Origin of the sequence: Microbacterium capsulatum (assembly GCF_030865425.1) — a bacterium.
GTDB lineage: Bacteria > Actinomycetota > Actinomycetes > Actinomycetales > Microbacteriaceae > Microbacterium > Microbacterium capsulatum.
Window position 1 is genome coordinate 13,194 of sequence record NZ_JAVFCB010000012.1, and the last position, 23,098, is coordinate 36,291.

A 23,098-nucleotide genomic window follows, 5' to 3' on the forward strand; every position below is an offset into this window, starting at 1 on the left:
TCAGGTCAGGGAGAAGCGGTTCTCGGCGAGCCGGTACAGGCGGCGCCAGAAGAGCCGGTTGATGCCGACGACGAACAGGGTCATCACGATCACGCCGACGAACGTGCGGGCGAAGTCGCCCGCCGCCGTGGCGTTCGCGATGTAGGCGCCGAGGCCGGTCGCGGTGAGGGTGGTGTGGCCGTAGCCGACCACCTCCGACACGATCGACGCGTTCCAGGCGCCGCCGGCCGCGGTGATCCCCCCGGTGACCCACGACGAGAAGACGGCGGGCAGGATGAGCGCCTTCCAGCGCAGCCACCGGGTGATGCCGAGGTTCACGGACGCCTCACGCAGGTCGGCCGGGATGGCCGACGCCCCGGCGATGACGTTGAACAGGATGTACCACTGCGCGCCGAGCGCCATCAGGAAGACGCCGCCGATGTCCAGGCTGACGCCGGTCCGGATGAGCAGCAGTGTCACGAACGGGAACAGGAAGTTCGCCGGGAAGCTGGCGAGCACCTGCACGATCGGCTGCGCGAACCGGGTGACGCGCGGGTTCATCCCGATCCACACCCCGACCGGCACCCAGATCAGCGTCGCGACGAGGATCAGCACGATCACGCGGGCGAAGGTCGCGAGTCCCAGCAGGACCGCCCTGCCGAACTCGACGAGCCCGACGGATCCCTGGATGTAGACGAGCATCTCGACCGCGCCCCAGGCGACGAGCAGCCCCACCACGACGGCGAACACGATGTCGCCTGCGCGACGCCGCCCGGGGTTCACGAGCAGCGGCCGGTCCGCGAGCCCGAACGGGCGGGTCGCGAGGTCGAGGCCGCGCCCGATCGGACGGAACGCCATGCCGAGGTAGCGCGGGATTCCGGAGTGCCGGAGCACGTCGAGGGTCACGCTGCGCTGGGCGACCTGCGCGGTCGTGTCGCCCATGCGGAACTTCTCCGCCCAGGCGGTCAGCGGCCGCCAGAACAGGGTGTTCACGCCGATCACCATGAGCACCATCACGCCGATCGCGAGCAGGATCGCCGGGATGTTCTGCTGATCCGTCGCGGCGGCGACGAAGGACCCGATACCCGGCAGGGCATACGTGTGGTTGTTGACCGAGATCACCTCGGAGGCGACGAGGAAGAACCATCCGCCGCCGAAGCTCATCATGCCGTTCCAGACCAGCGGGATCATGCCGCTCGGCACGTCGAGCTTCCAGAACCGCTCCCACTTCGTCAGCCGCAGCAGGCGCGCGGCCTCGTCGAGATCCCGCGGCTGCGTGGTCAGGGAGCTGTAGAACGAGAAGGTCATGTTCCACGCCTGGCTGGTGAAGATCGCGAACACCGAGGCGCATTCCAGTCCGAGCATGGATCCGGGGAACAGCACGAGCCAGATCGTCAGCGTGACCGAGAGGAAGGCGAGCACGGGCACGGACTGCAGGATGTCGAGCAGGGGGATGAGGATCTTCTCCGCCCGCCGGGAGCGGGCCGCGGCGGTCGCGTACACGAACGTGAACAGCAGCGAGGCGAGCAGCGCGACGAACATGCGCAGCAGGGAACGCAGCGCGTAGTACGGCAGGTCGGCCGGGTCGGTGGACACGCTCGATGCCGCGGTCGACGGGTTGAACGGAGCGCCGACCCCCTCCGCGAGGCGGATCAGCAGGAACAGCAGCACGGCGAACGCGACGAGCACGATCGCGTCGGCGGCGAGGCGCGTGCGCGAGCGGACGCCGACGGAGGTGCTGCCGGCGAAGGGGCGGAGGATCGTCATGGCGGGCTCCATGAGACGAGCGCGGGCGCCGTGGGATCAGCGGATGTCGGGATCAGCCGGCGAGCGCGCGGGGGAAGAGGGGACGGGATCGATCGTCAGGATGACTCACCGTCATCACCTCCTCGGCTCGCGGGCGGACGGCCCGTGCGCCGGGCCACGGAGTACGTTAGTCTCATTCAACCGGTTGCGCAAATGAATGGGTGAGGGGGCACGGGTGGACGAGGACGGGCAGGGCCGCAGGGCCGCCACGCCGGAGCGGCTTTCCGCCGCCGCAGGCACCTTCGATCTGCTCTCCGTGCCCGGCCGCCTGCACATCGTGTGGCTGCTCGCCTCCGGCGAGAGCGATGTGACGACCCTCGCCGAGCGCACCGGTGCGACGATCCCCGCCACCAGTCAGCAGCTCGCGAAGCTGCGCGCCGCGGGCGTCGTGTCCGCCCGGCGCGAGGGCCGCCGCCAGCTCTACCGCGTCGACGACCCGCACATCGTCACGCTCGTCGAGACGGTCTTCGAGCACATCGCGCCCGACGGCACCATCGCCCAGGAGCCGGATCTGCGCCGTCCGCCCCGACGGCCGCGCTTCCAGAGCGTCGGCTGATCGCGCGTGCGCTCCCGGTGAGCCCGTCGCCGGGTGCGGCGCCGCTCAACCCAGCAGGACCCGCAGCGCGGCGACCGTGAGGATCCCGCGTTCGTCGGCGCTGGCCGCCACGTCCGTGTTGTGCGCGGTGGAGTTCAGCAGACCGAACACCGCGTGCATGGCGACCTGCCGATTCGCCGCGGACACGTCCGGCCGCATCCGTGCGACGACCTCGGCCCACAGGTCGAGGTACTGCCGCTGCAGCTTGCGCACCTGCCGGTTCGCGGCCTTCGCGAGCGTGCCGAGCTCGCGATCCTGCACACGGATCACATCGCGGTGCGTGAGCGCGAACGTGAGATGGAAGTCGATCAGGGCGTCCAGGAGCGCCGCATCGTCGGCGTGCTCCGCGGCCACGATCCGCTGACCGCCCTGCAGCAGGTACTCGCTCGTGCCGATGAGGATCTCCTCGAGCATCGCGTCCTTGCTCGCGAAGTGCCGGTACAGCGCGGGGCCGCTCACGCCGACCGCGGCGCCGAGCTCGCCGATCGACACGGCGTGGAAGCCGCGGTCGGCGAACAGCCGCGCGGCAGCGTCGAGGAACAGCTGGCGCGTGCGCGCCTTCCCCTCGGCCCGTGCGGTGGTCATCCGGACAGGATAGCCGTCCTGGACACCCGAGTGAATCGGCGCTAACCTGAATCTCAGTTATCGATCGTTCACTGAGGAGCCGATCCATGCCCGAGACGATCCCTTCCGAACTCCCCGAGGAGTACCGCGAGCTCGCGGCCACGGTCCGCGACTTCGCCGAGCAGGTGGTGGCGCCGGTCTCCGCGCGGCATGACAAGGAGCACAGCTTCCCCTACGAGGTCGTCGCCGGCATGGCCGAGATGGGCCTGTTCGGCCTGCCGTTCCCCGAGGAGTACGGCGGCATGGGCGGCGACTACTTCGCGCTCTGCCTCGCCCTCGAGGAGCTCGCGAAGGTCGACCAGAGCGTCGCGATCACCCTCGAGGCGGGCGTCTCTCTCGGCGCCATGCCGATCCACCGCTTCGGCACCGAGGAGCAGAAGCAGCGCTGGCTGCCCTCCCTCGCCGCGGGCGAGACGCTCGGCGCATTCGGCCTCACCGAACCCGACGCCGGCAGCGACGCCGGTCGCACCCGCACGACCGCCCGGCTCGACGGCGACGAGTGGGTGATCAACGGCGCGAAGCAGTTCATCACGAACTCCGGCACCGACATCACCGCGTTCGTCACCGTCACGGCCGTGACCGGCGAGAACGAGCGCGGCAAGGAGATCTCCACGATCATCGTGCCGTCCGGAACCCCCGGGTTCACGGTGCAGCCGCCGTACGACAAGGTCGGCTGGAACGCCTCCGACACGCACCCGCTGTCCTTCGACGACGTGCGGGTGCCGGCGTCGAACCTCCTCGGCGAGCGCGGCCGCGGCTACGCGAACTTTCTGCGCACGCTCGATGAGGGCCGGATCGCGATCGCGGCCCTCGCCGTCGGTGCCGCGCAGGGATGCGTCGACGACGCCGTGCGCTACGCGAAGGAGCGGCAGGCGTTCGGCACGCACATCGGCGGCCATCAGGCGATCGCGTTCAAGATCGCCCGGATGGAGGCGCGCGCCCTGGTCGCCCGTCGCGCGTACTACCATGCGGCCGCACTCATGCTGGCGGGCAAGCCGTTCAAGAAGGAGGCGGCGATCGCCAAGCTCACGGCGAGCGACGCCGCGATGGACAACGCCCGGGACGCGACCCAGGTGTTCGGCGGCAACGGCTTCATGAACGAGTACCGGGTCGCCCGGCACTACCGCGACTCGAAGATCCTCGAGGTCGGCGAGGGCACCAGCGAGGTGCAGCTCATGCTGATCGCCCGCAGCCTCGGACTCTGAGTCGCCGGTTTCCTCTCGGGGTCGTTGAGCGAGGACGCGCAGCGACCGAGACGAAACGCGGTCTTCACGGGTTCACCGCGTTTCGACTCGCTCCGGCTTCGCCGGCGCTCGCTCAACGACCCCGGACGAGAGGGACAATAGCCCCATGAGCAGAGACGCGGTCATCGTCGCCGCACGCCGCACCGCGGTCGGGATCGGCAAGCCGGACCGGGGGGTCTTCGCCGGGATCCATCCGGTCGACTTCTCCGCGCATCCGATCCGCGCTGTGCTCGCCGACACCGGCGTGGATCCGGCGCTCGTGGACGACGTGCTGTGGGGCTGCGTGTCGCAGGTCGGCGAGCAGTCGTTCAACATCGCGCGCAATGCGGCTCTCGCCGCGGGTCTGCCCGAATCGGTCCCCGGCATGACGATCGACCGGCAGTGCGGGTCGTCTCAGCAGGCGATCCAGAGCGCGGCCGCCGCGATCATCGCGGGCCAGGCCGACATCGTCGTCGCGGGCGGCGTCGAGGTCATGTCGCGCGTTCCGATGTTCTCCAACGTCATCGGGAAGGATCCGTACGGATCCCGCATGCACGAGCGCTTCCCCGACCTCGGCGATCAGGGCGTGGGCGCCGAGCTGATCGCGCGGAAGTGGGGGCTCAGCCGCACGGAGCTCGACGAGTTCTCCGTGCGCTCCCACGAGCGGGCCGCCGCGGCCACCGCCGGCGGGCTCTTCGAGGACGAGATCGTGACGGTCGAGACGGACGCCGGCCCGGTCCGGGCGGATCAGGGGATCCGCCCGGGCGGCACGGTCGAGAAGCTCGCGACTCTGCCGACCCCGTTCCTCGAGGGCGGCGTGGTGACGGCGGGCAACGCCTCGCAGATCTCGGACGGCGCCGCCGCGACGCTCTTGATGACGAGCGAGAAGGCCGCGGAACTCGGGCTCGCGCCGATCGCGCGCGTGCACAGCGTGGCCGTCGTCGGCTCGGATCCGATCCTCATGCTCATCGGCCCGATCCCCGCGACCGCGAAGGTGCTCGCGCGGGCCGGCCTCGGCATCGGCGACATCGGCGCATTCGAGGTGAACGAGGCGTTCGCGTCGGTCGTCGTCGCCTGGCTGCGCGAGACCGGGGCGGATCCGGCCCTCGTCAACCCGCGCGGCGGGGCGATCGCGCTGGGGCACCCGCTGGGCGGATCCGGCGCGCGCCTGACCGCGACGCTGCTGCATCACATGCGGCAGAACGGCATCCGGTACGGGCTGCAGACGATGTGCGAGGGCGGCGGCATGGCCAACGCCACGGTGTACGAGCTGCTCTGATCACGCCTCGATGACGCTCGGCCCGTCGGGCGTCGTCCGGACCGTGATCTGTGCGGGGATCTGCTCCTGCATGGCCTCGACGTGACTGATCACGCCGACCGTGCGGCCGCCCGAGCGCAGCTCGTCGAGGGTGCGCATCGCGACCTCGAGCGTCTCGGCGTCGAGGGATCCGAACCCCTCGTCGATGAACAGGGTGTCGAGGCGGATCCCGCCGGCTCGGGCGGTGACGACCTCGGCGAGCCCCAGCGCGAGGGCGAGGGATCCGAGGAAGGTCTCCCCGCCGGAGAGGGACTGCGCGGGTCTGGTCTGGCCGGTGAAGGCGTCGAACACGACGATGCCGAGCCCGGAAGCGGCGCCGCGCGCGGCGAGCGCGTCGGAGTGGCGGAGCTGGTAGCGGCCGGCGGACATGTCGCCCAGGCGCACGTTGGCCGCGGTCACGATCTCCTCGAGCTCGGCGGCGAGAACGAAGGTCTCCAGGTTCATCTTGTGCGTGTTCGCGCCGCGCCCGGCGAGGGTGTCCGCGAGGCCGCGCAGCACCTCGAACTCGGCCTGGTCCTCGGCGGAGGCGGCGTGCTCGGTCTCGGCCGCGGCGATCAGCCCGCCGAGGGCCTGCGCGGTCTGGGCGGCGCGGTTCGCGCCGTCGACCGCGCGCATCCAGCCGGCGCGCGCCTCGACCGACGCCTGCTCGTGCGGCGCGAGATCGATCGGCTCCTCCGGGAGCGTGCGCAGCTCGAGCTCGAGGAGGATCGCCCGCTCCTTCTCGCGCTGCACGGCATGGGCGGTCAGCCGGTCCTCCAGCGCGGCGAGGGCGGCCGGCGGGACCAGAGCGGACTCGGCGTCCGCGGTGTCGTCGAACGCGGATCCGCGCAGCGCCTCGTCGCGCTCGGCGACGGCCTCGGCGGCCGCCGTGGTGCGGGCGGACAGCTCGTCCGCGGCGTCGGCGGCCGCGGTCGCGGCGGCGATCTGCGCGGCGACGCGGGCGAGTCGGTCGGCGACGCGGGCGTCCTCGCCGCGGGCTTCCGCGATGACCCGGTCCGCTTCGCTGGTGCGCTGCTCGCAGCGGACGAGCTCCTCACGCACGGCGGCGACGTGATCGGCGGCAGCGGCCCGCTGGGCGTCGCTGTCGGCGGAGCGCTGCACCGCCTGGGCGAGCAGGGCGTCGTGCTCCTGGGCGCGGGCGGCCGCGTCACGGGCGGCGGTGTGCGCGTCCCGGGCGGCGGCGAGTTCGGCATCGGCCTGCTCCGCCGTACGCCCGTCGGCGCGGGCGGTCGCGGCCGCGAGTTCGGCGCCCACGGCCGCCTCCGCCGAGGCGGCGGCGCGCTCGCGGGCCGCAGCCTCATCGCGGATCCGTTCGGCGTCGGCCACATCGTCGGCGGAGACGGGATCCGCGCGCGCGGCAGGGTGCGGGTGCTCGATCGCGCCGCAGACCGCGCAGGGCTCGCCCGCGACGAGCGCGGCGGCGAGTTCGCCCGCGTAGCCGTCCAGGCGGCGCTGCCGCAGGGTCGCCACCGCGGCCTGCGCCTGTGCATGGGCCACGGCGGCCTCGGCGGTGCGACGCTCGGCCTCGGCGCGGGAGACGGCGAGCCGCTCCCCGTCGGCGGCCGCCGCACGGCGCGCATCGGCGTCCGCCTCGGCGCGGGCGAGGTCCTCGACGCGGTCGCCTTCGCGGCGGGCGGCATCGCGGAGCCCGGTCAGCTCGGCCACGAGGGCCGGCAGCTCCGCGCGCTCGCGGTCGACCTCGGCGAGGGCGGCGACGGCCCGATCGACGGCGTCCTGGCTCGTCGCCAGCTCCTGCGCCCGCTCCGGCGCGGTGCGCTCGAGCTCGGCCGCGCGCTGCCAGGCACCGCTCTCCCGGGTCCGCGCCGTGACCCACTCCCGGAGCGGACCGGCGTCGATCCCGTGCCCGGCCCAGGCGGCGCGCGCGGTGGCCTGGGCGGCCGCCGCCGCGTCCCGGGCGGTCTCGGCCCGGGCCGCGGCGGCGATGACCGCGCGCAGCGCCTCCGCGGCACGACCCCGGTCGAGCCGGACCCGCGACGCCGCGATCTCCTCCGCCTCGGCATCCAGCGCGGCCAGCGCCGCCCGCGCCCGGTCCCGGTCGGCCTGCGCCTGGCGCTGCTCCCGCAGCTCCCCGAGCCTCACGTCGGCCTCGGACAGCGTCCTCTCCGCGGCGTCCCGTTCGGCGCCGAGCCGCTCCGCCCGGTACTCGCCACGGGCCAACGCCCGGCGCAGGGCCTCGATCCGCTCGTCCGCCCCTCCCGGCGCCTCGGCCTCGGCAACGGCCCCGTCCCCGCCCAGCTCCGCGTCGGCGACGAGCCGATCGGCCTCCGCCAGCGTGGCCTCGACCGTGGCTCGGCGCCCGCCCAGCGTCTGCTCGGCGGCGCGGCGGCGCTCGTCGAACCGGGACTGGTAGTCCTCGAAGCGCTCCGTGCCGAACAGGCGGCGGAGCAGCTTCTGCCGGTCGCGGCTGTCGGCGAGCAGGAACTCGGAGAACCGGTTCTGCGCGAGCAGGATCACCTGCAGGAACTGCTCCTGGGTCAGCTGCAGGATCTCGGCCAGCTCGTTCGCGACGTCGACGGCGCGCGCCGCCCGCCCGATCCAGCCGGCGTCCGTCCACTCCTCGAGCGCCACCGCCGGGGCCTGCTTGGTGAGTCCGCCCCCGCGCTTCGCCGGGCGCAGATACTCCGGCGACCGGGTGACCCGGAACCGCCCGGCGACGGTGCTGAACTCGACGACGACCTCGGTGCGGTCCTCGGGGTCGCTGTGGTCGCTGCGCAGGCGCTTCTCGCCGCCGTCGTACCGGGGTACGCCGCCGTAGAGGCCGAAGCACACCGCGTCGAGGATGCTGGACTTGCCCGCGCCGGTGCGCCCGCCGATGAGGAAGATGCCGTCGTCCGCGAAGGCGTCGAAGTCGACGACCTGGCGCGCCCGGAACGGTCCGAAGCCCTCGATCTCGAGGCGGTGCAGCCGCACTAGACGAGCACCTCGGCCAGGGCGCGGTCGTCGAGCACCTCGCGGATCAGCTCCTGCTCCCGCGAGGTGGGCCCCTGCCCTGCGCGCACGTGGGCGAGGAAGGCGTCGATCCGGTCGGTGTCGGTGACGGCGGTGCGCAGGCGCGCGGCGTAAGAGCGCTCGGTCGCCGCGACGGTCACGGCCGGCTCGTGCTGCACGAGGGCGCAGAACGGGTACCTCTCGCGCAGCCGGCGCATCGGCTCGGTCTGCGGCAGGTCGTCGGTGTAGATCGCACACACCCAGTCGTCGGCGTGCGCGGCGACGTTCTCGGGCGACAGGATCTCGTCGAAGGATCCGGTCAGCGTCACGAGGCGGCGCGGCACCGGCAGGGCGAGCCACCGGGCGTCGACGGATCCGTCCGCGCCGAGGTCGACCAGCCAGGATCCGCGCTCCTTGTGCTGCTCGCCGAAGCTGTAGTGCAGGGGAGCGCCGGCGTAGCGCACCCGCTCGGTGAGCTGCTGCCGGCCGTGGATGTGCCCGAGCGCGACGTAGTCGGCGCCGTCGAAGACGCCGACCGGGACCACGTCGATCCCGCCCTGACGGATCTCGCGCTCGAGCCCGGCGGTCGCGTCGACGCCCGCGGCGAAGCAGTGCGCGATCACGACGGACCGCCCCGGGTTCTCCGTCATCCCGGCGCGGACCAGGCCCATGGCGTGCGCGAGGGTCTGCGCCTGGGTGCGCAGCGGCTGCCCGCTCGCGTCGGCGGGCCAGTACTGCCGCACGATCGCGGGCTCGAGATAGGGGACCCCGAAGAAGCGGACCGGGCCGTCGGCATCCTCGATGGTGATCGGCTCGCCGACCGTGCGCGGATCCGTCACAACGTGGATCCCGTCGCGCAGCAGACGCGAATGGAACCCGAGACGGGCCGCCGAGTCGTGGTTGCCGCTGGTCATCACGACCTGCGCACCGGTCTCGTGCAGAGCCGCGAGCGCATCGTCCAGCAGCACATAGCAAGAGGCGGCCGGCGTGGCCGAGTCGAACACGTCTCCCGCGACGATCACCACGTCGACGGCGTTGTCCCGCACCTGCGCGACGAGCGCGTCGAGCACCTCGGCGAGCGCGTCGAGCGTCGAGTGCCCGTGGAACGCGCGGCCGATGTGCCAGTCGGAGGTGTGCAGGATCCTCATGCCCACCACGCTACGGAGGGGCTCCGACATTGCCGCCGAGGCGTGCCGGGAGCCGTCAGGAGTGGGCCGACGCAGCATCTGCACCCGGTCCAGGAATCACGGAGTCGTAACGTAACACTCCGTCACACGGGAAAGCGCTATCGTGCGCGCAGCAGATCCGCCCGCTCCGGGTGCAGCTCGAACCAGTCCGAGACGTACCAGCAGACGGGGTCGATGACCCGCCCGCCGCGCTCCGCGATGTCGTCGACGGCGCGCTCCACGAGCACCCCGGCGTACCCGGATCCGCGGAAAGTCGGGATCGTGAAGGCCCGGGTGAGCGCCATCGTGCGCCCGTCGTCGCGGTAGTCGAGCACGCTCACGAGCACGCCGTCATGGGTCAGCGTGTACCGCGAGGCGTCGTCCTCGCGGGTCATCCGGAAACGGTCGGAAGGGGTCGTATTCGCCACGCCGTCACGTTACGCCCGGCTGGGAGTACGGGGACTCCTTTTGACATTTCTGGTCACGGTCCGACATAATCGGCCCCATGACCACCAACGCACGCCCCATGTCCGCCCAGGAGGCGAACGGGACTACCGGGATGATGATGCCCGGTCGCGTTGGCATGTGTTGCCGAATGTGTCGCTGAACGAACAGCTGCTCCGCCTGACCAGCTCGTCGTGATCTTCACGGGCTGAGTCTCCGAGTACCCACCCTGTGCTCGTCTCTCCGGCTCGCCGGTCACTTCGCAACACACCTCGAGTCGTCGACCGACTCCCTCCTTCCAAGGACCCCATCATCATGTCGAACACCCTTCTCCTCGAGCGTCCCGCCACCGTCGCCCCCCGACTGCACGCGGTGCCCCGCACTCAGATCGACGCCCCCGCTCCTGCGACCACGGACGCCCCGCCGGCCCGCTCGCCCCGCGGCTTCGCCCTCTACGTCGGTCTCGACGAGCTGAAGGCCGCGACCAACGGCGTGAGCCTGCCGCTCCTCGTCGACGCCCTGCGCCGCACGCTCGCCGAGCTGGCCCCCGACGCCGAGACACACGCCACCGTCGCCCTCGCGCCGCTGAACGCCGGCGGCCGCGACCTCGACGTCGTCCGCCTCGCCCTGCACGAGCCCGGTGCGATCGCCCGCTCCAAGGCCGAGGCCGAGGAGCGCGAGCCCGAGGACGGCGGCGGCGTCGTCGTCGACATCTCCCGCAAGCGCGTGCTCATCGACGGCGAGTCGGCGGCGTTCACCTACAAGGAGTTCGAGCTGCTGCAGTACCTCGTGCTGCGCGAGGGCTCGACGATCGAGCGCAGCGAGCTCGTGTCGGCGCTGTGGCAGACCTCCGACGAGGAGGCGCCCGGTGAGCGCACGATCGACGTGCACGTGCGCCGTCTGCGCGCCAAGCTCGGCCGCTACGAGGACATCGTCCGCACCGTCCGCGGCGTCGGCTACCGCTTCGACCGCCACGCCGACGTCGTGATCCGCTACGGCGTGGGCACCCCCTCCCCCGACCGCCTCTGAGCCCTGCGTCCGGTCCGCACGGGCGGATCGGAGAGAGCACGCACCCTCAGGCCGTTGTCGGCGACCCGATCTAGGGTGTTCCCATGACCCTCACCGCGGACCCGGCGCCTCGCACGTCGCCGCGCGAGAGCGTCTACCGACCGCGACGGCCGCTGGATCTGATGGCCACGGTCGGCGTGCTGCAGCGCGGTCGCCGCGACCCGACCATGGCGGTCGACGGATCAGTGATCTGGATGGCCCTGCGCACCGAGGCGGGCGTCGCGACGCTGGCGTTGCGCACCGCCCCGGGAGAGGTCAGGGCCACTGCCTGGGGCCCCGGGGCCGCGGAGGCCCTGGCGCGCGTGCCACGGATCTGCGGCGCCGACGACGACCCCACCGGCTTCGACCCGTCCTCCCACCCTCTCCTCGCCGCCACGGCGCGCCGATGCCCCGGCCTGCGTCTCACCCGCACCGATGCCGTGTTCGAGGCCCTGGCAGGCGCGATCATCGAGCAGAAGGTCACCGGCATGCAGGCGTACGGCGCCTGGCGCCTGCTCGTCGCCCGGTACGGCGCACCCGCTCCCGGGCCTGTTCCGCGACCGCTTTTCGCCGCCCCCGCCGCCGAGGAATGGCGGCGCATCCCGTCCTGGGCCTGGCAGCGCGCCGGCGTGCAGCCGCCGCAGTCGCGCACCGTCGTCCGCGTGGCGGAGCGCGCGCCGAGCATCGTACGCGCCGTGCTCGCCGCCGGAGACGGCGCTTCCCGCGAGGCGGCGCTCACCAGCCTGCCCGGAATCGGACCGTGGACGTCCGCGGAGACGAGGATCCGCGCCCTCGGCGACCCCGATGCGGTGAGCGCCGGCGACTACCACCTCGCGCACGAGGTCGGCTACGCGCTGACCGGATCGCGCACCGACGACGCCGGCATGCTCGAGCTGCTCGCACCGTGGGCGGGGCACCGCCAGCGCGTCGTCCGGCTCATCCGCGCCAGCGGCGCCGTCGAGCCGCGGCGCGGGCCCCGGCTCGCGCCGGAGGACCACCGCGACCGCTGACCCGCATCGTGGCCCGTGGTCCGGCGCCATGCTCCGCCGCCCGGTACGACGGCATCGGACTCTGAGCCGGCCCGCCGTCGGGCAGACTGGCCCCATGCCCCTGTTCGATCATCTCGGCCTGACCGTCGGCGATCTCGATCGCGCTCTCGCCCAGTGGAACCCCGTCCTCACGGCTCTCGGCTGCACCCTCGAGGACGGCGAGATGGAGGGCGGGATCGCCTGGTGGCGCGAGGGCGAGCCGGAGCTGATCCTGTACCGCGCCCCCGAGCCCGGCGGCGCACCGCACCGGTACGGACGCATCGGCTGGCAGCATCTCGCGTTCGCGGTGGACTCGCGCGCCGAGGTCGAGCGGCTGCACGCCATCGCGCTCGACGCGGGGTGGACGACCGTGCGGGATCCGAAGCCCTTCCCGCGCTTCAACGAGCGCTACTACGCGTCGTTCGTCGAGGACGACGACGGCATCCGGATCGAGTTCATGCACAACCCGCCGCGCGAAAGCTGACAGGCTCGCATCATGGCCGCCCTCGATCACCTCGGCATCACCGTCGCCGACGTCCCCTCCGCCTCCGCGCAGTTCCACCCGGTGCTCACAGCGCTGGGCTACACCCGCGCCTACGACGCGCCCGATCACGCCTACTGGCGCCAGGACGGGCAGGCCGAGATCCTGCTCTACCCGGCGCGCGAGGACGAGGGCGACGCGCCGCACCGGCACGGTCGCGTCGGCTGGCAGCATCTCGCGTTCGCCGTGGACTCCCGGGAGGAGGTCGACCGTCTGCACCGGATCGCGCTCGACGCCGGCTGGTCCGCCGTGCGCGAGCCGAAGGAGTACCCGCGGTTCACGGCTCGCTACTACGCCTCGTTCGTCGAGGACGACAACGGCATCCGGCTCGAGGTCCTGCACAATCCGCCGCGGGAGGGCGCCGCGGGCTGATCCACGACACACCGTTGCCGATGTCGGAGGCCGGGCTCAGACTGATCCTGCGCACATCCCGCGCACCTCATCCGAGTTCCGACGGAGGACATCCATGACCATCCTCAACCCGTATCTCTCGTTCCGCGACAACGCCCGCGAGGCGATGGAATTCTACCAGCAGGCGCTCGGCGGCGACCTGCAGGTGATGACGTTCGGCGACATGCCGGGCATGGTCGAGGACGAGGCCGAGAACGCCCTCGTCATGCACTCGATGCTGACCACCCCCGACGGCCTCGTGCTCATGGGCTCGGACACTCCGGCGCACATGGAGTATCAGGCGCCGCAGGGCGTCTCCGTCTCGCTGAGCGGCTCCGGATCCGACGAGTCCTCCCTGCGCGGCGTCTGGGACAAGCTCGCCGACGGCGCGACGATCACGATGCCGTTCGGCCCGGCCCCGTGGGGCGACCAGTTCGGCATGCTCGTGGACCGCTTCGGCGTCTCCTGGATGTTCTCGGCCGGCGACAGCCAGGCCTGAGCACCGGCGTCGACCGTCGGGGCCCTCGCGCGGCTACGGCTCGCGGGGGCCCTGTCGGTCGGTGAACGCCTGCTTCGGCACGAACAGCAGCAGGACGGCGGCCGCGAGCGCGGTCACGCCGCAGACGACCCACACGGTCACGTAGCCGGGGAAGGATCCGGCGGTGCCGGTGCCGGCCGCGTCGGCGCCGGCCGCGACGGAGTGCATGAGCGCGACCCCGAACACGCAGGAGGCGATCGCCCCGCCGACGGTCTTCACCGAGTTGGTCAGGCCGGTGGCGACTCCCGTCTGCGTCGACGGCGCGGCCGAGGCGGCGGCCGCCGGAAGGGCGGCGACGAGCGCGCCGGATCCGATCCCGACGATGACCATGTTCGCGATGACCTGCCCGTAGGCGCCGTGCAGCGGCAGGAACAGCAGGAACCCGAGCGCGACGAGCAGCGAGGCCCCGATGAGCGTGATCCGCGGGGTCGCGAGCCGCGCGACGACAGGGAAGACGAGCGCGCCCGCGATCATCGCGATGAGGTAGATCCCGATGATGAGCGACGTCTGGAAGCCGGTGGTGCCGAGGCCGTAGCCGTAGACGTGCGGATCGGTGCGCGCGAACGTCGACAGCGGCGCCTGCGCGCCGAGCACGCTCACCCCGAACAGGCCCGCCGTGAGGAACACCGGGCCGAGCGCGGGGCTGCGGAACATCCGCACATCGATGAGCGGATCCTGCTGCCGCAGCTCCCACAGCGAGAACGGCACGATGAGGGCGACGCCGATCGCGATCACGATCCACGACAGCGGGTTCACGACGCCGCCCGGCAGCCGCAGCAGGCTCAGACCGCCGGTGAGCCCGATCAGGGACAGCGAGACGAGCACGAGCCCGACCGTGTCGAACGCGCCGCCGGTCTTCTCGGGCGACTCCTTCACCCCGAACAGGATCACGAAGAAGCACGTCGCCACCAGGAACGCGGGCACGCTCAGCACCACGGGCAGCGGCAGCGCGTCGATGAGCGCTCCGCCGGCGAGGGCGCCGATGATCGCGCCACCCTCGAGCGCGGCGACGAGGATCCCCGCGGCCCGCGCGGTGATCACGGAGCTGCCCTCCATCCGCCGGGCGCGAGACCAGATCAGCGCGATCTCCAGCGGCAGCCACACGACGTAGAAGCCCATCATCGCCCACGCGACGAGGTACACCCCGAACGTCGTCGTGAACGGCAGCACGAAGGCGGCCGCCGCGGTGATCGCCGTCGAGATGAGCAGCATGCGCTTGCGCCCGACCATGTCGCCGAGCTTCGCGAACGCCGGCACGACGAGCGCCGACAGCATCAGCTGGGCGCCCTCGAACCAGTTCACGTCGGCGTCATGGATGTGCAGGTGCCGCGCGATGTCGGTGAGCATGGGGGTGTAGTAGCCCTGCAGCACACCGCTCGTGAACTCCACGAAGGCGAGGAGCCCGACGACGGCGACCAGGGCACCGAGCGTGGCGGTGCGGGTCGTGGCGGTGCGCGTCATCGCGCCTCCTCGAGTGTCTCGCGGTCGGGTCAGCTCACTGTAGCCGCTCGAGGAGCGTGCGGTGGAAGCGCTCCCCGCGCTCGAGCGAGGCGATCTCGACGCTCTCGCCGACCCCGTGGATGGCGGCCCGCTGCGCGACCGACATCTCCAGCGGGGCGAAGCGGTACACCGCGGGTGAGAAGCGGTGGAAGTGCCGCGAGTCGGTGGCCGCGAGCATCACGTACGGGATCGCGGGGATCCCGGGATGCGAGACGGCGAGCGCGTCGGCGAGGAGCGCGAACTGGGCGTTGTCGGTGGGCGACTCGGGCGACGGGTCGTCGCCGCCGAGGACTTCGATGTCGACCTTCGGATCCGCGATGCGCCGGCGCACGCGCGCAACGGTGGTCGCGACGCTCTCGCCGAGGGCGATGCGCAGATTGATCGTCGCGGTCGCCTGAGACGGCAGCACGTTCGCGGCGGTCCCGCCGGACTGCATGGTCGGCGCGACGGTCGTCCGCACGACCGCGGCGGAGTCGCCGCCGAGCGCGGCCAGCACACGCGCGGTGACCGGGGGCAGGGCGCCCAGGGTGCGCAGCAGGATCCGGGTCGGCCGGGGCGCGCCGTCGGCGAGCAGCGTGAGCATCCGGGCGATCGCCTTCGGCGTGCGCGGCCGGAACGTGCCGGGGCCGAGCCGGTGCACGGCGCGGGCGATCCGGCGCACGGCCGTCATCGACGGCGGGGCGGAGGCGTGCCCGCCCTCCCCCTGCGCGGAGAGGCGGATCGTCAGCGTGCCCTTCTCGCCGACGCCGATCATCGCGGCGGGGTGCGGTGCGAGCGGCAGCGGCTCGTCGGTGACGGCGCCGCCCTCGTCCAGGACGAGCCACGGCACGATCCCGCGCTCGCGCAGCACGGTCGCGATCGCCGCGGCCCCGCCGCCGGAGGTCTCCTCGTCGCCGCCGAACGACAGGTACACGTCACGCGCGGGCGTGAAGCCCTCGGCGAGCAGGTTCTCCACCGCCTCGAGGATCACGATGAGCGGGCCCTTGTCGTCGAGGGCGCCGCGCCCGTGCACGGATCCGTCCGCGATCGCGCCCGCGAACGGCGGGTGGGGCCAGGCATCGCTCTCGTCCACCGGGACGACGTCGTAGTGCGCCATCAGCACGAGCGGTCCTTCGGGCGCAGCGCGACGGCCGACCCAGTGGAACAGCAGCCCGAAGTCCGTGTGCCGCTCGAGGGTGAGCGCCGCGTGCACGCGCGGATAGAGCTCGGCGATGAGGGCGACGAAGTCCTCGAACGGCGCGGATCCGCGCGCATCGAGCTCGGCGGACACGGTGGGGAGCTGGATCATCCGGGACAGCCGCTCGGCGATCCCCGGCACATCGGCGTTCATCGTGGCCATGCTAGCCACGATCACGGCCCCTCCTCCGGCGCGTCAGGCAGAGGGAGGGGCCGATCCGCGCTCAGGGCCGGTCGGCGCGCTCCTGCGCCCGCTGCACCTTCGCGCCCATCTCGGACACCGCGGCGTCCCCGAGCTCGGCGGTGCCTACCGCGGCCTTCTCGCCGCCCGTCGTCGCCTGACCGGCGCCGCCGTGCCCCACGCCGTCCAGCATGGCCTCGTCGAACGGGAGCTCGCCCGCGAGCACCGCCCGCACCCGCTGATGGTCGACCTGCTTCGTCCAGGTTCCGATGAGCAGCGTGGCGACCGCGTTGCCGGTGAAGTTGGTGAGGGCGCGGCCCTCCGACATGAAGCGGTCGATGCCGACGATGACGCCGACCCCGTGCACGAGGTCCGGACGGTAGGCCTGCAGCCCTCCGGCGAGGGTCGCCAGCCCGGCGCCGGTCACCCCAGCCGCTCCCTTGCTGGCGATGATCATGAAAACGAGCAGACCGATCTGCTCGCCGATCGACATCGGCTGCCCCATGCTCGTCGCGATGAACAGCGACGCCATGGTCAGGTAGATCGCGGTGCCGTCGAGATTGAAGGAGTAGCCGGTCGGGACGGTGATGCCGACGACGGGCTTGGAGACGCCGAGGTGCTCCATCTTCGCGATGAGGCGCGGCAGCGCCGACTCCGAGGACGAGGTGCCCAGGATGAGCAGGTACTCGCGACCGAGGTAGGCCATCAGCCGGAAGATGTTCACTCGGGCGACGAGGAGGAGCACCGTGCCGAGGACGACGGCGATGAACAGGATGCAGGTGATGTAGAAGGCCACCATCAGCAGGCCGAGCCCCCAGATCGCCGAGATCCCCGTCTTGCCGACCACCGCGGCGATCGCGCCGAACGCGCCAACCGGTGCGAGCCAGAGGATCATCCCGAGGATCCGGAACACGAGCGCCTGCAGATGCCGGACGAAGCCCATGATCGGCGCGCCCTTCTCGCCGAGACCCTGCAGCGCGAAGCCGACGAGCAGGGCGATGAAGAGCACCTGCAGAACGCTCTCGCCGGTGAACGCCCCGAAGAACGTGGTGGGGATGATGCCCAGGATGAAGTCTGTCGTGCTCTTCGCCTCGGTGCCGGAGGCGCTGTAGGTCACCCCGTTCAGGTGCAGGCCCTCGCCGGGGTGGATCAGGTTCCCGACGACCAGGCCGATCGCGAGCGCGACCGTGGACATCGCCATGAAGTAGACGAGCGCGAGACCGCCGATCCTGCCGACCGTCGCCGCCTTCGCGATGGATCCGACCCCGATCACGATCGTGCAGAAGATGATCGGGGCGATCATCATCTTGATCAGCGCGACGAACGCCTTGCCGAGAGGCTCGAGCGCCTGCCCGACCTCCGGCCAGACGAGGCCGACCAGGGCTCCCAGGACGACGGCGACGAGCACCGACAGGTAGAGCCAGGTGTGCCGGTCCCAGGACCGCTTCCCCCGGCGCCAGTCGTGGCGCGGGAGTGTGAAACCTTCGGTGAGAGCCATCTTCGCCTCCGCTGAGCAGATCGTCGTTCCGGCGGCTCGTCGGTGAGCCGGCCGCGGATCCATGGTCGGGAACGGGCGATGCGCGCCGCGAGTTCTGGTCGTATTGATCAGGACGATCCGCGTCCGCGAGAGTATGCACCCGGCGGCACGCGCACATACTGGAAGGCGGATGGGAGAGCGCCGATGACGTCGAGGACGAGGGAGCGGCCGCGCAGCGCGGCGTCGCGCGTCTTCCTCGTGCTGCTCGCCGCGGTGCTCGCGATCGGCGGGGTGACCGCGGCCTTCCTCGCCTGGGAGACCCAGCTCACCGTGCGCCAGGAGTCCGAGCGCATCACGAGGTCGATCGCGCGCAGCCTGGCCGACGCTCCCGTCGTGCTCGACGCGCTGGCATCCGGTCGTCCCGGATCGGCCACGAGCCCGCTGCAGCGCTACGTCGAGGAGGTGCGCACCGGGGCGGAGCTCGACTTCATCACGGTCATGGACGTCGACCGGGTCCGTCTGACCCACCCCGATCCGGCGCGCATCGGTCAGACCTATGTCGGCACCGTGCCGGGCGACGGCAAGGAACTCACAGAGGAGTTCGCGGGCACGCTCGGTCCGTCGATCCGGACCATCGTCCCGGTGCGGGATGCTGCCGGGACCGTGCGCGGCTGGGTGGCGGCGGGGGTCACGATCGAGTCCATCTCGACGACGATCGCACGGCGGCTGCCGCTCGCGCTCGGATTCGCGATCGTCCTCGTCGCGCTCGGGAGCATCGGCGCGATGTTCGCGCGCCGGGTCACCCGGAGGATCGCGGGAGACCTTCCCGCGGGCTCGGTGCGCGATGCCGTCGCGGCCTACGAGTCGGTCCGCACGCTCGGCGAGGCGCTGCGGGCGCAGACCCACGAGCACGGGAACCGCCTGCACACCGCGATCTCCCTGCTCGAGCTCGACCGCAAGGACGAGGCGATCGCCCTGCTGGCCGAGTCGTCGGCGCAGAGCCAGTCCGTGATCGATCAGATGACGCTGCGGGACGGTGATCCGGTGCTCGGCGCGCTTCTGCTCGGCAAGTCGTCGCAGGCGAAGGAGCGCGGGATCCGCTGGCGCGTGCACCTCGCGCCGGACGCACCGCCCCTGCCGCTCGCGCCTGTGGACGCGGTCGCCGTGGTGGGAAACCTCATCGACAACGCGCTGGACGCGGCCGGCCAGAGCGACGAGCGCTGGGTCGCCGTGGACCTGCTCCCGGGCGGGGAGGGAGCCACCGTGCTGACCGTCTCCGACAGCGGGCCCGGGGTGCCGGAGCACCTGATCCCACAGATCTTCGAGCACGGCTTCTCGACCAAGCCCGCCGAGGCGACGGGCCGCGGGGTGGGCCTCTCGCTGGTGCGCTCGATCGTCGTCTCGGCCGGCGGGACCGTCTCCGTCTCCACCGCCCCGAGCGTCTTCCAGGTGACGCTCCCCGCGCGGTCCGTGAGGAGGAGCGGATGATCGGCGTGCTGATCGTGGAGGACGACCCGCTCACCCTGGAGCTCCACGAGGCGTACGTCGAGCGGATCGACGGGTTCGAGACGGTCGGATCCTGCACCGGTGCGCGAGCGGCGCTGAACGCCCTGACCGCTGCGGGCAGTGCGATCGACCTCGTGCTGCTCGACATGACGCTGCCGGACGGGTCGGGGCTGGACGTGCTGCGCCGGGCCCGGTCGCTCGACCTGCCGGTCGACGTGATCGCGGTCACCAGCGTGAGAGACGTCGACACCGTGCGACGCATGGCCACGCTCGGCGTGACCCAGTATCTGGTGAAGCCCTTCACGTTCGCGGTCTTCCGGGAGCGGATGGAACAGTACCGGAGTCGCCGCGAGCACTCCCGGGCCCTCGAAGGCGCGGCGAGCCAGGCCGAGATCGATGCGCTGATCGGCGGGGCGTCCACCGGGACGATCGGCCTGCCGAAGGGTCTCACCGCCACGACGCTCAACGAGATCACGCAGGCGCTGACCAGGGCTGTCGAGCTGTCCGCCTCCGAGACGGCGGAGGCCGCCGGCGTGTCGCGCGTCACGGCGCGTCGCTATCTGGAGCACCTGACCGAGCTCGGCGTCGCGGTCCGGGCCGCGCGCTACGGCAAACCGGGTCGGCCGGAGACGGTCTACCGTCGCGCCGGATGAGCTCGCCCGTCGCTGTCTGCGTGATCCGTCTTAGGCTGGCCGCATGAGTGCACAGGAGCCGCAGCGTCACGAATCCGCCCGCCCGCAGGCCGTCGTCAGCGGCGGCGGGACCGGCATCGGCCTGGCGTCCGCATCGCGGCTCGCCCGTGACGGCTTCGACCTCGTGATCATCGGCCGCCGCGAGGGCGTGCTGCAGGAGGCCGCCGCGCAGATCGTGCGGGAGACGCCCGCGGCGACGGTCCGCACGATCGTCGCCGACCTGCAGGATCCTGCGGACGTCGAACGCGCCGCGGGCGAGATCGAGGGCCCGGTCGATGTGCTCCTGAACAACGCGGGCGGCAACGTCCTCGACCGGGGCGAGGGCGTCGCCGGGCTCGCCGCGCACTTCGAGGCCAACTTCCGTCTCAACGTGCTGACCGCGGTGCTGCTCACCGAGACCCTGCTGCCGCGGATCACCCGGCCCGGCGGCCGGATCATCTCGATCACCTCGATCGCGGCGCTGCGCGGCGCGAACGGGTACGGCGCCGCGAAGGCCGCGATCCACGGCTGGATGATGGGGCTCGCCGAGCAGATCGCCGGAGACGGCGTGACCGTCAACGCGGTCGCGCCGGGCTACGTGCCCGACACCGGCTTCTGGGAGGGACGCCGCACGCCCGAGATCCGCGCCTCCCGCCTCGTCGGGGTGCTGATGAACCGCCCTGGCACGCCGGACGAGGTCGCCGGCGCCGTGTCGTACCTCGCCGGCCCCGAGGCCGGCTGGACAACCGGTCAGATCCTGCAGGTCAACGGCGGCGCGCTGTTCGGCCGGGGCTGAGCCCCACGCCACGACGACGTCAGAACAGCGCGGCGGGCAGGGCGCCCTCGTGCTCGAGCAGCCAGCGCTTCGTGACGAGTCCCTCCCCCGGCGCGCCTCCGGAGTAACCGCCGAGGCCGTCGCTCGCGACGACCCGGTGGCACGGCACGATGATCGGGATCGGGTTCGCACCCATGATGGATCCGATCCCGCGGGCCGGCACCGCCGTGCCGCTGCGTTCGGCGAGCTCGCCGTAGGTCACCGTCTCGCCGTGCCCGACCGTGTCGTACAGGGCCATCAGCACGGCGCGGGTCACCTCGGTCTGCGGGCCCAGATCGAGCGGCAGATCGAACTCGGTCCGCTCGCCGGAGAAATACTCGCGCAGCTGTCGCAGAGCTTCCGCGAGCAGCGGATCCGCCCGTCCTCCGCGCTCCGGCGCAGGCACGACCGGCCAGCCCACCCGCCGGATCGCGGCGCCGTCGCTCTGCACCGCGAGCACGCCGACGGGCGTCGCGACCGAGCCGGTGAAGATCATGACGCGACCCTACCCGGAGGGTCCGACATCCGAACGGTCGAAGCGATGTCACAGTTCCGCCGCCGGATCCGACATCTTCCGTGAGAGCCGATCCCGGCCCGGCGAGATCCGCCGAGGCGCGACGGCTCCGGAGGGAACGACGATGACCAGGATCGACATGGCCCGCACCAACAAGCTCGGCTACGCCGCGGTGCTCGGCCTGGAGGGGTACTCGCGCAAGAGCGTCGAGCCCCGCCTGTACGAACTGATCAAACTGCGGGCCTCGATCCTGAACGGGTGCGGCTTCTGCGTCGACATGCACGCGACCGACGGAGCGAAGCGCGGCATCCCGCAGCGCACGCTGCACGCGGTCGGCGCCTGGCAGCACGCGAGGGGACTCTTCGAGCAGCGCGAGCTCGCGGCGCTCGCGCTGACCGACGCGCTCACGCGGCTCGGCCCCGACACGGTCACGGACGAGATCTGGGACGCCGCGGCGCAGCATTTCGACGACGGCGAGCTCGGCGGTCTGGTGCTCGCCATCTGCACGATCAACGTGTGGAACCGCGTGGCGATCGCGACCGAGATGGAGCCGCCGATCGACGACAAGCGTCCCGTCGTGTGAGGCCGGGACGCGGCGGGCGGGGTGCGCAGTAGCGTGGAGGGCATGACCCTCGCCACGCCCGCCGCGCGCGCCTGGGAGCAGGAGCGGGGCCGGCTGATCGGCATCGCCTACCGGATGCTCGGCGACTTCGGGCACGCGGAGGACGTCGTGTCCGAGGTCGCGATCGACGCCCTGCACGAGGAGCGCACCGCCGCCGGACGGGTGCGCTCCTGGCCCGCCTGGCTGACGACCGTGTGCGTGCGGCGGTCGATCGACCGGGTCCGCGCGCTCGCCGCGCAGCGCGAGGAGTACACGGGGCACTGGCTGCCCGAACCCGTCGCCACCGCCCGCCTGCCGGAGGACGCGCTGGCCGATCGCGAGATGCTCTCGCTCGCGCTGCTGCACCTCGCCGAGCAGCTGCCGCCCGATGCCCGGGCCGCCGTCGTGCTGCACCGCGCCTACGGGATGCCCGCGACGGAGATCGGCGAGATCCTGGAGAAGAAGCCCGCGGCGGTGCGGCAGCTGATCTCACGGGCCGAGCGGCGACTGCGCCTGGCGGACGACGCCGAGGTTCCCCGCGCCGCCGACCCCGCCGCGCTCGAGGCACTGGTCGCGGCCTTCGAGCACGGCGACGTCTCCGCCGTGCTCTCCCTGCTCGCGGACGACGCGATCCTGTGGAGTGACGGCGGCGGACGGGTGCGCGCCGCACTGAACCCGATCTTCGGCGCTGAGCGGGTGCGCCGCTTCCTCCTCGGCGTCCTCGGGAAGGCGACGGCGTTCGACCCGGCGCACCCGTTCGCGATCGCCGTGCTCGACGTGAACGGCGGGCCCGCGTTCGCCCTCACGCACTCGGGGCGGACCGACCTGCTCACGGTCGAGCTCGGGCGCGACGGGCTGATTCACGGGCTCCGTCAGGTGTGCAATCCGGACAAGCTGCGGTTCGCACTCTGAGGCCGTTCCGTCGCGCAGGTGCCGGATCGGGCGACCGGGCTCGTCGAACCGCGATCCGAGCCGCTGGACATCCCCGGGCCGTCGATTTGTTAGTATCT

At 72.2% G+C, this 23,098-nt stretch carries 22 protein-coding genes; 13 read left to right on the forward strand and 9 right to left on the reverse strand.

Annotated elements, in window-relative coordinates; translation table 11 throughout:
• A complete protein-coding gene (locus RBR11_RS16660; protein WP_308490501.1) occupies positions 1–1,746 on the reverse strand; it encodes an ABC transporter permease in 1,746 nt (581 codons plus the stop codon).
• 214 nt (positions 1,747–1,960) lie between these two features.
• Between RBR11_RS16660 and RBR11_RS16665 the strand changes: the two genes are divergently transcribed.
• Positions 1,961–2,341, forward strand: coding sequence for an ArsR/SmtB family transcription factor (locus RBR11_RS16665; protein WP_308490502.1), 381 nt, complete (start codon positions 1,961–1,963; stop codon positions 2,339–2,341).
• A gap of 45 nt (positions 2,342–2,386) precedes the next feature.
• Here RBR11_RS16665 and RBR11_RS16670 read toward each other — a convergent pair whose 3' ends face one another.
• Positions 2,387–2,965, reverse strand: a complete 579-nt coding sequence (locus RBR11_RS16670) for a TetR/AcrR family transcriptional regulator (RefSeq protein WP_308490503.1) — start codon at positions 2,963–2,965, stop codon at positions 2,387–2,389.
• Between the two features lie 86 nt (positions 2,966–3,051).
• Here RBR11_RS16670 and RBR11_RS16675 point away from each other — a divergent pair, with 86 nt between their 5' ends.
• Entirely contained in the window at positions 3,052–4,209 is a 1,158-nt protein-coding gene (locus RBR11_RS16675; RefSeq protein WP_308490504.1) for an acyl-CoA dehydrogenase family protein, read from the forward strand.
• A gap of 145 nt (positions 4,210–4,354) precedes the next feature.
• Entirely contained in the window at positions 4,355–5,506 is a 1,152-nt protein-coding gene (locus tag RBR11_RS16680) for a thiolase family protein (protein ID WP_308490505.1), read from the forward strand.
• Here the strand turns inward: RBR11_RS16680 and RBR11_RS16685 are convergent, their stop codons facing one another.
• The 3 genes from RBR11_RS16685 to RBR11_RS16695 all read right to left on the reverse strand — a co-directional run bounded on the left by RBR11_RS16685 (position 5,507) and on the right by RBR11_RS16695 (position 10,055).
• Positions 5,507–8,476 (reverse strand): AAA family ATPase, encoded by a 2,970-nt coding sequence (locus RBR11_RS16685; protein ID WP_308490506.1) that lies wholly within the window; start codon positions 8,474–8,476, stop codon positions 5,507–5,509. It abuts the gene before it with no gap.
• On the reverse strand, positions 8,476–9,642 hold the full coding sequence (locus RBR11_RS16690) for an exonuclease SbcCD subunit D (RefSeq protein ID WP_308490507.1): 1,167 nt from the start codon (positions 9,640–9,642) through the stop codon (positions 8,476–8,478). Before RBR11_RS16690 ends, RBR11_RS16685 begins: the two co-directional genes overlap by 1 nt.
• Before the next feature lie 137 nt (positions 9,643–9,779).
• Positions 9,780–10,055 (reverse strand): GNAT family N-acetyltransferase, encoded by a 276-nt coding sequence (locus RBR11_RS16695; RefSeq protein WP_308490508.1) that lies wholly within the window; start codon positions 10,053–10,055, stop codon positions 9,780–9,782.
• Between the two features lie 364 nt (positions 10,056–10,419).
• Between RBR11_RS16695 and RBR11_RS16700 the strand changes: the two genes are divergently transcribed.
• The 5 genes from RBR11_RS16700 (at position 10,420) to RBR11_RS16720 (ending at position 13,609) form a co-directional block, all read left to right on the forward strand.
• Positions 10,420–11,133: a winged helix-turn-helix domain-containing protein gene (locus RBR11_RS16700; RefSeq protein WP_308490509.1), complete on the forward strand. Its 714-nt coding sequence runs from the start codon at positions 10,420–10,422 to the stop codon at positions 11,131–11,133.
• 83 nt (positions 11,134–11,216) lie between these two features.
• Entirely contained in the window at positions 11,217–12,161 is a 945-nt protein-coding gene (locus RBR11_RS16705; RefSeq protein ID WP_308490510.1) for a DNA-3-methyladenine glycosylase family protein, read from the forward strand.
• A 94-nt stretch (positions 12,162–12,255) separates the two neighbouring features.
• Positions 12,256–12,663, forward strand: a complete 408-nt coding sequence (locus tag RBR11_RS16710) for a VOC family protein (RefSeq protein ID WP_308490511.1) — start codon at positions 12,256–12,258, stop codon at positions 12,661–12,663.
• A gap of 12 nt (positions 12,664–12,675) precedes the next feature.
• Entirely contained in the window at positions 12,676–13,092 is a 417-nt protein-coding gene (locus RBR11_RS16715; protein WP_308490512.1) for a VOC family protein, read from the forward strand.
• 94 nt (positions 13,093–13,186) lie between these two features.
• Positions 13,187–13,609 (forward strand): VOC family protein, encoded by a 423-nt coding sequence (locus RBR11_RS16720; RefSeq protein ID WP_308490513.1) that lies wholly within the window; start codon positions 13,187–13,189, stop codon positions 13,607–13,609.
• A 33-nt stretch (positions 13,610–13,642) separates the two neighbouring features.
• Here the strand turns inward: RBR11_RS16720 and RBR11_RS16725 are convergent, their stop codons facing one another.
• The 3 genes from RBR11_RS16725 to RBR11_RS16735 form a co-directional block, all read right to left on the reverse strand.
• On the reverse strand, positions 13,643–15,109 hold the full coding sequence (locus tag RBR11_RS16725) for an MFS transporter (protein WP_308490514.1): 1,467 nt from the start codon (positions 15,107–15,109) through the stop codon (positions 13,643–13,645).
• 34 nt (positions 15,110–15,143) lie between these two features.
• Positions 15,144–16,478, reverse strand: coding sequence for a M20/M25/M40 family metallo-hydrolase (locus RBR11_RS16730; RefSeq protein WP_308490515.1), 1,335 nt, complete (start codon positions 16,476–16,478; stop codon positions 15,144–15,146).
• A 70-nt stretch (positions 16,479–16,548) separates the two neighbouring features.
• Positions 16,549–18,003, reverse strand: a complete 1,455-nt coding sequence (locus RBR11_RS16735) for a cation:dicarboxylate symporter family transporter (RefSeq protein WP_308490516.1) — start codon at positions 18,001–18,003, stop codon at positions 16,549–16,551.
• A gap of 183 nt (positions 18,004–18,186) precedes the next feature.
• On the opposite strand from RBR11_RS16735, the gene RBR11_RS16740 reads away from it, so the two are divergent.
• From RBR11_RS16740 to RBR11_RS16750, 3 genes are read left to right on the forward strand one after another with little or no spacing between them, the layout of a single operon-like run.
• Entirely contained in the window at positions 18,187–19,470 is a 1,284-nt protein-coding gene (locus RBR11_RS16740) for an ATP-binding protein (RefSeq protein WP_308490517.1), read from the forward strand.
• A complete protein-coding gene (locus RBR11_RS16745; RefSeq protein WP_308490518.1) occupies positions 19,467–20,141 on the forward strand; it encodes a response regulator in 675 nt (224 codons plus the stop codon). The genes RBR11_RS16740 and RBR11_RS16745 overlap by 4 nt, the downstream gene beginning before the upstream one ends.
• A 43-nt stretch (positions 20,142–20,184) precedes the next feature.
• On the forward strand, positions 20,185–20,955 hold the full coding sequence (locus tag RBR11_RS16750; RefSeq protein WP_308490519.1) for an SDR family NAD(P)-dependent oxidoreductase: 771 nt from the start codon (positions 20,185–20,187) through the stop codon (positions 20,953–20,955).
• Between the two features lie 19 nt (positions 20,956–20,974).
• Here the strand turns inward: RBR11_RS16750 and RBR11_RS16755 are convergent, their stop codons facing one another.
• Entirely contained in the window at positions 20,975–21,469 is a 495-nt protein-coding gene (locus tag RBR11_RS16755; protein ID WP_308490520.1) for a methylated-DNA--[protein]-cysteine S-methyltransferase, read from the reverse strand.
• A 142-nt stretch (positions 21,470–21,611) separates the two neighbouring features.
• Here RBR11_RS16755 and RBR11_RS16760 point away from each other — a divergent pair, with 142 nt between their 5' ends.
• Together RBR11_RS16760 and RBR11_RS16765 are read left to right on the forward strand one after the other, a co-directional pair.
• Positions 21,612–22,070, forward strand: a complete 459-nt coding sequence (locus tag RBR11_RS16760; protein WP_308490521.1) for a carboxymuconolactone decarboxylase family protein — start codon at positions 21,612–21,614, stop codon at positions 22,068–22,070.
• A 42-nt stretch (positions 22,071–22,112) separates the two neighbouring features.
• Entirely contained in the window at positions 22,113–23,000 is an 888-nt protein-coding gene (locus RBR11_RS16765) for a sigma-70 family RNA polymerase sigma factor (RefSeq protein WP_308490522.1), read from the forward strand.
• Positions 23,001–23,098 lie beyond the last annotated feature (98 nt).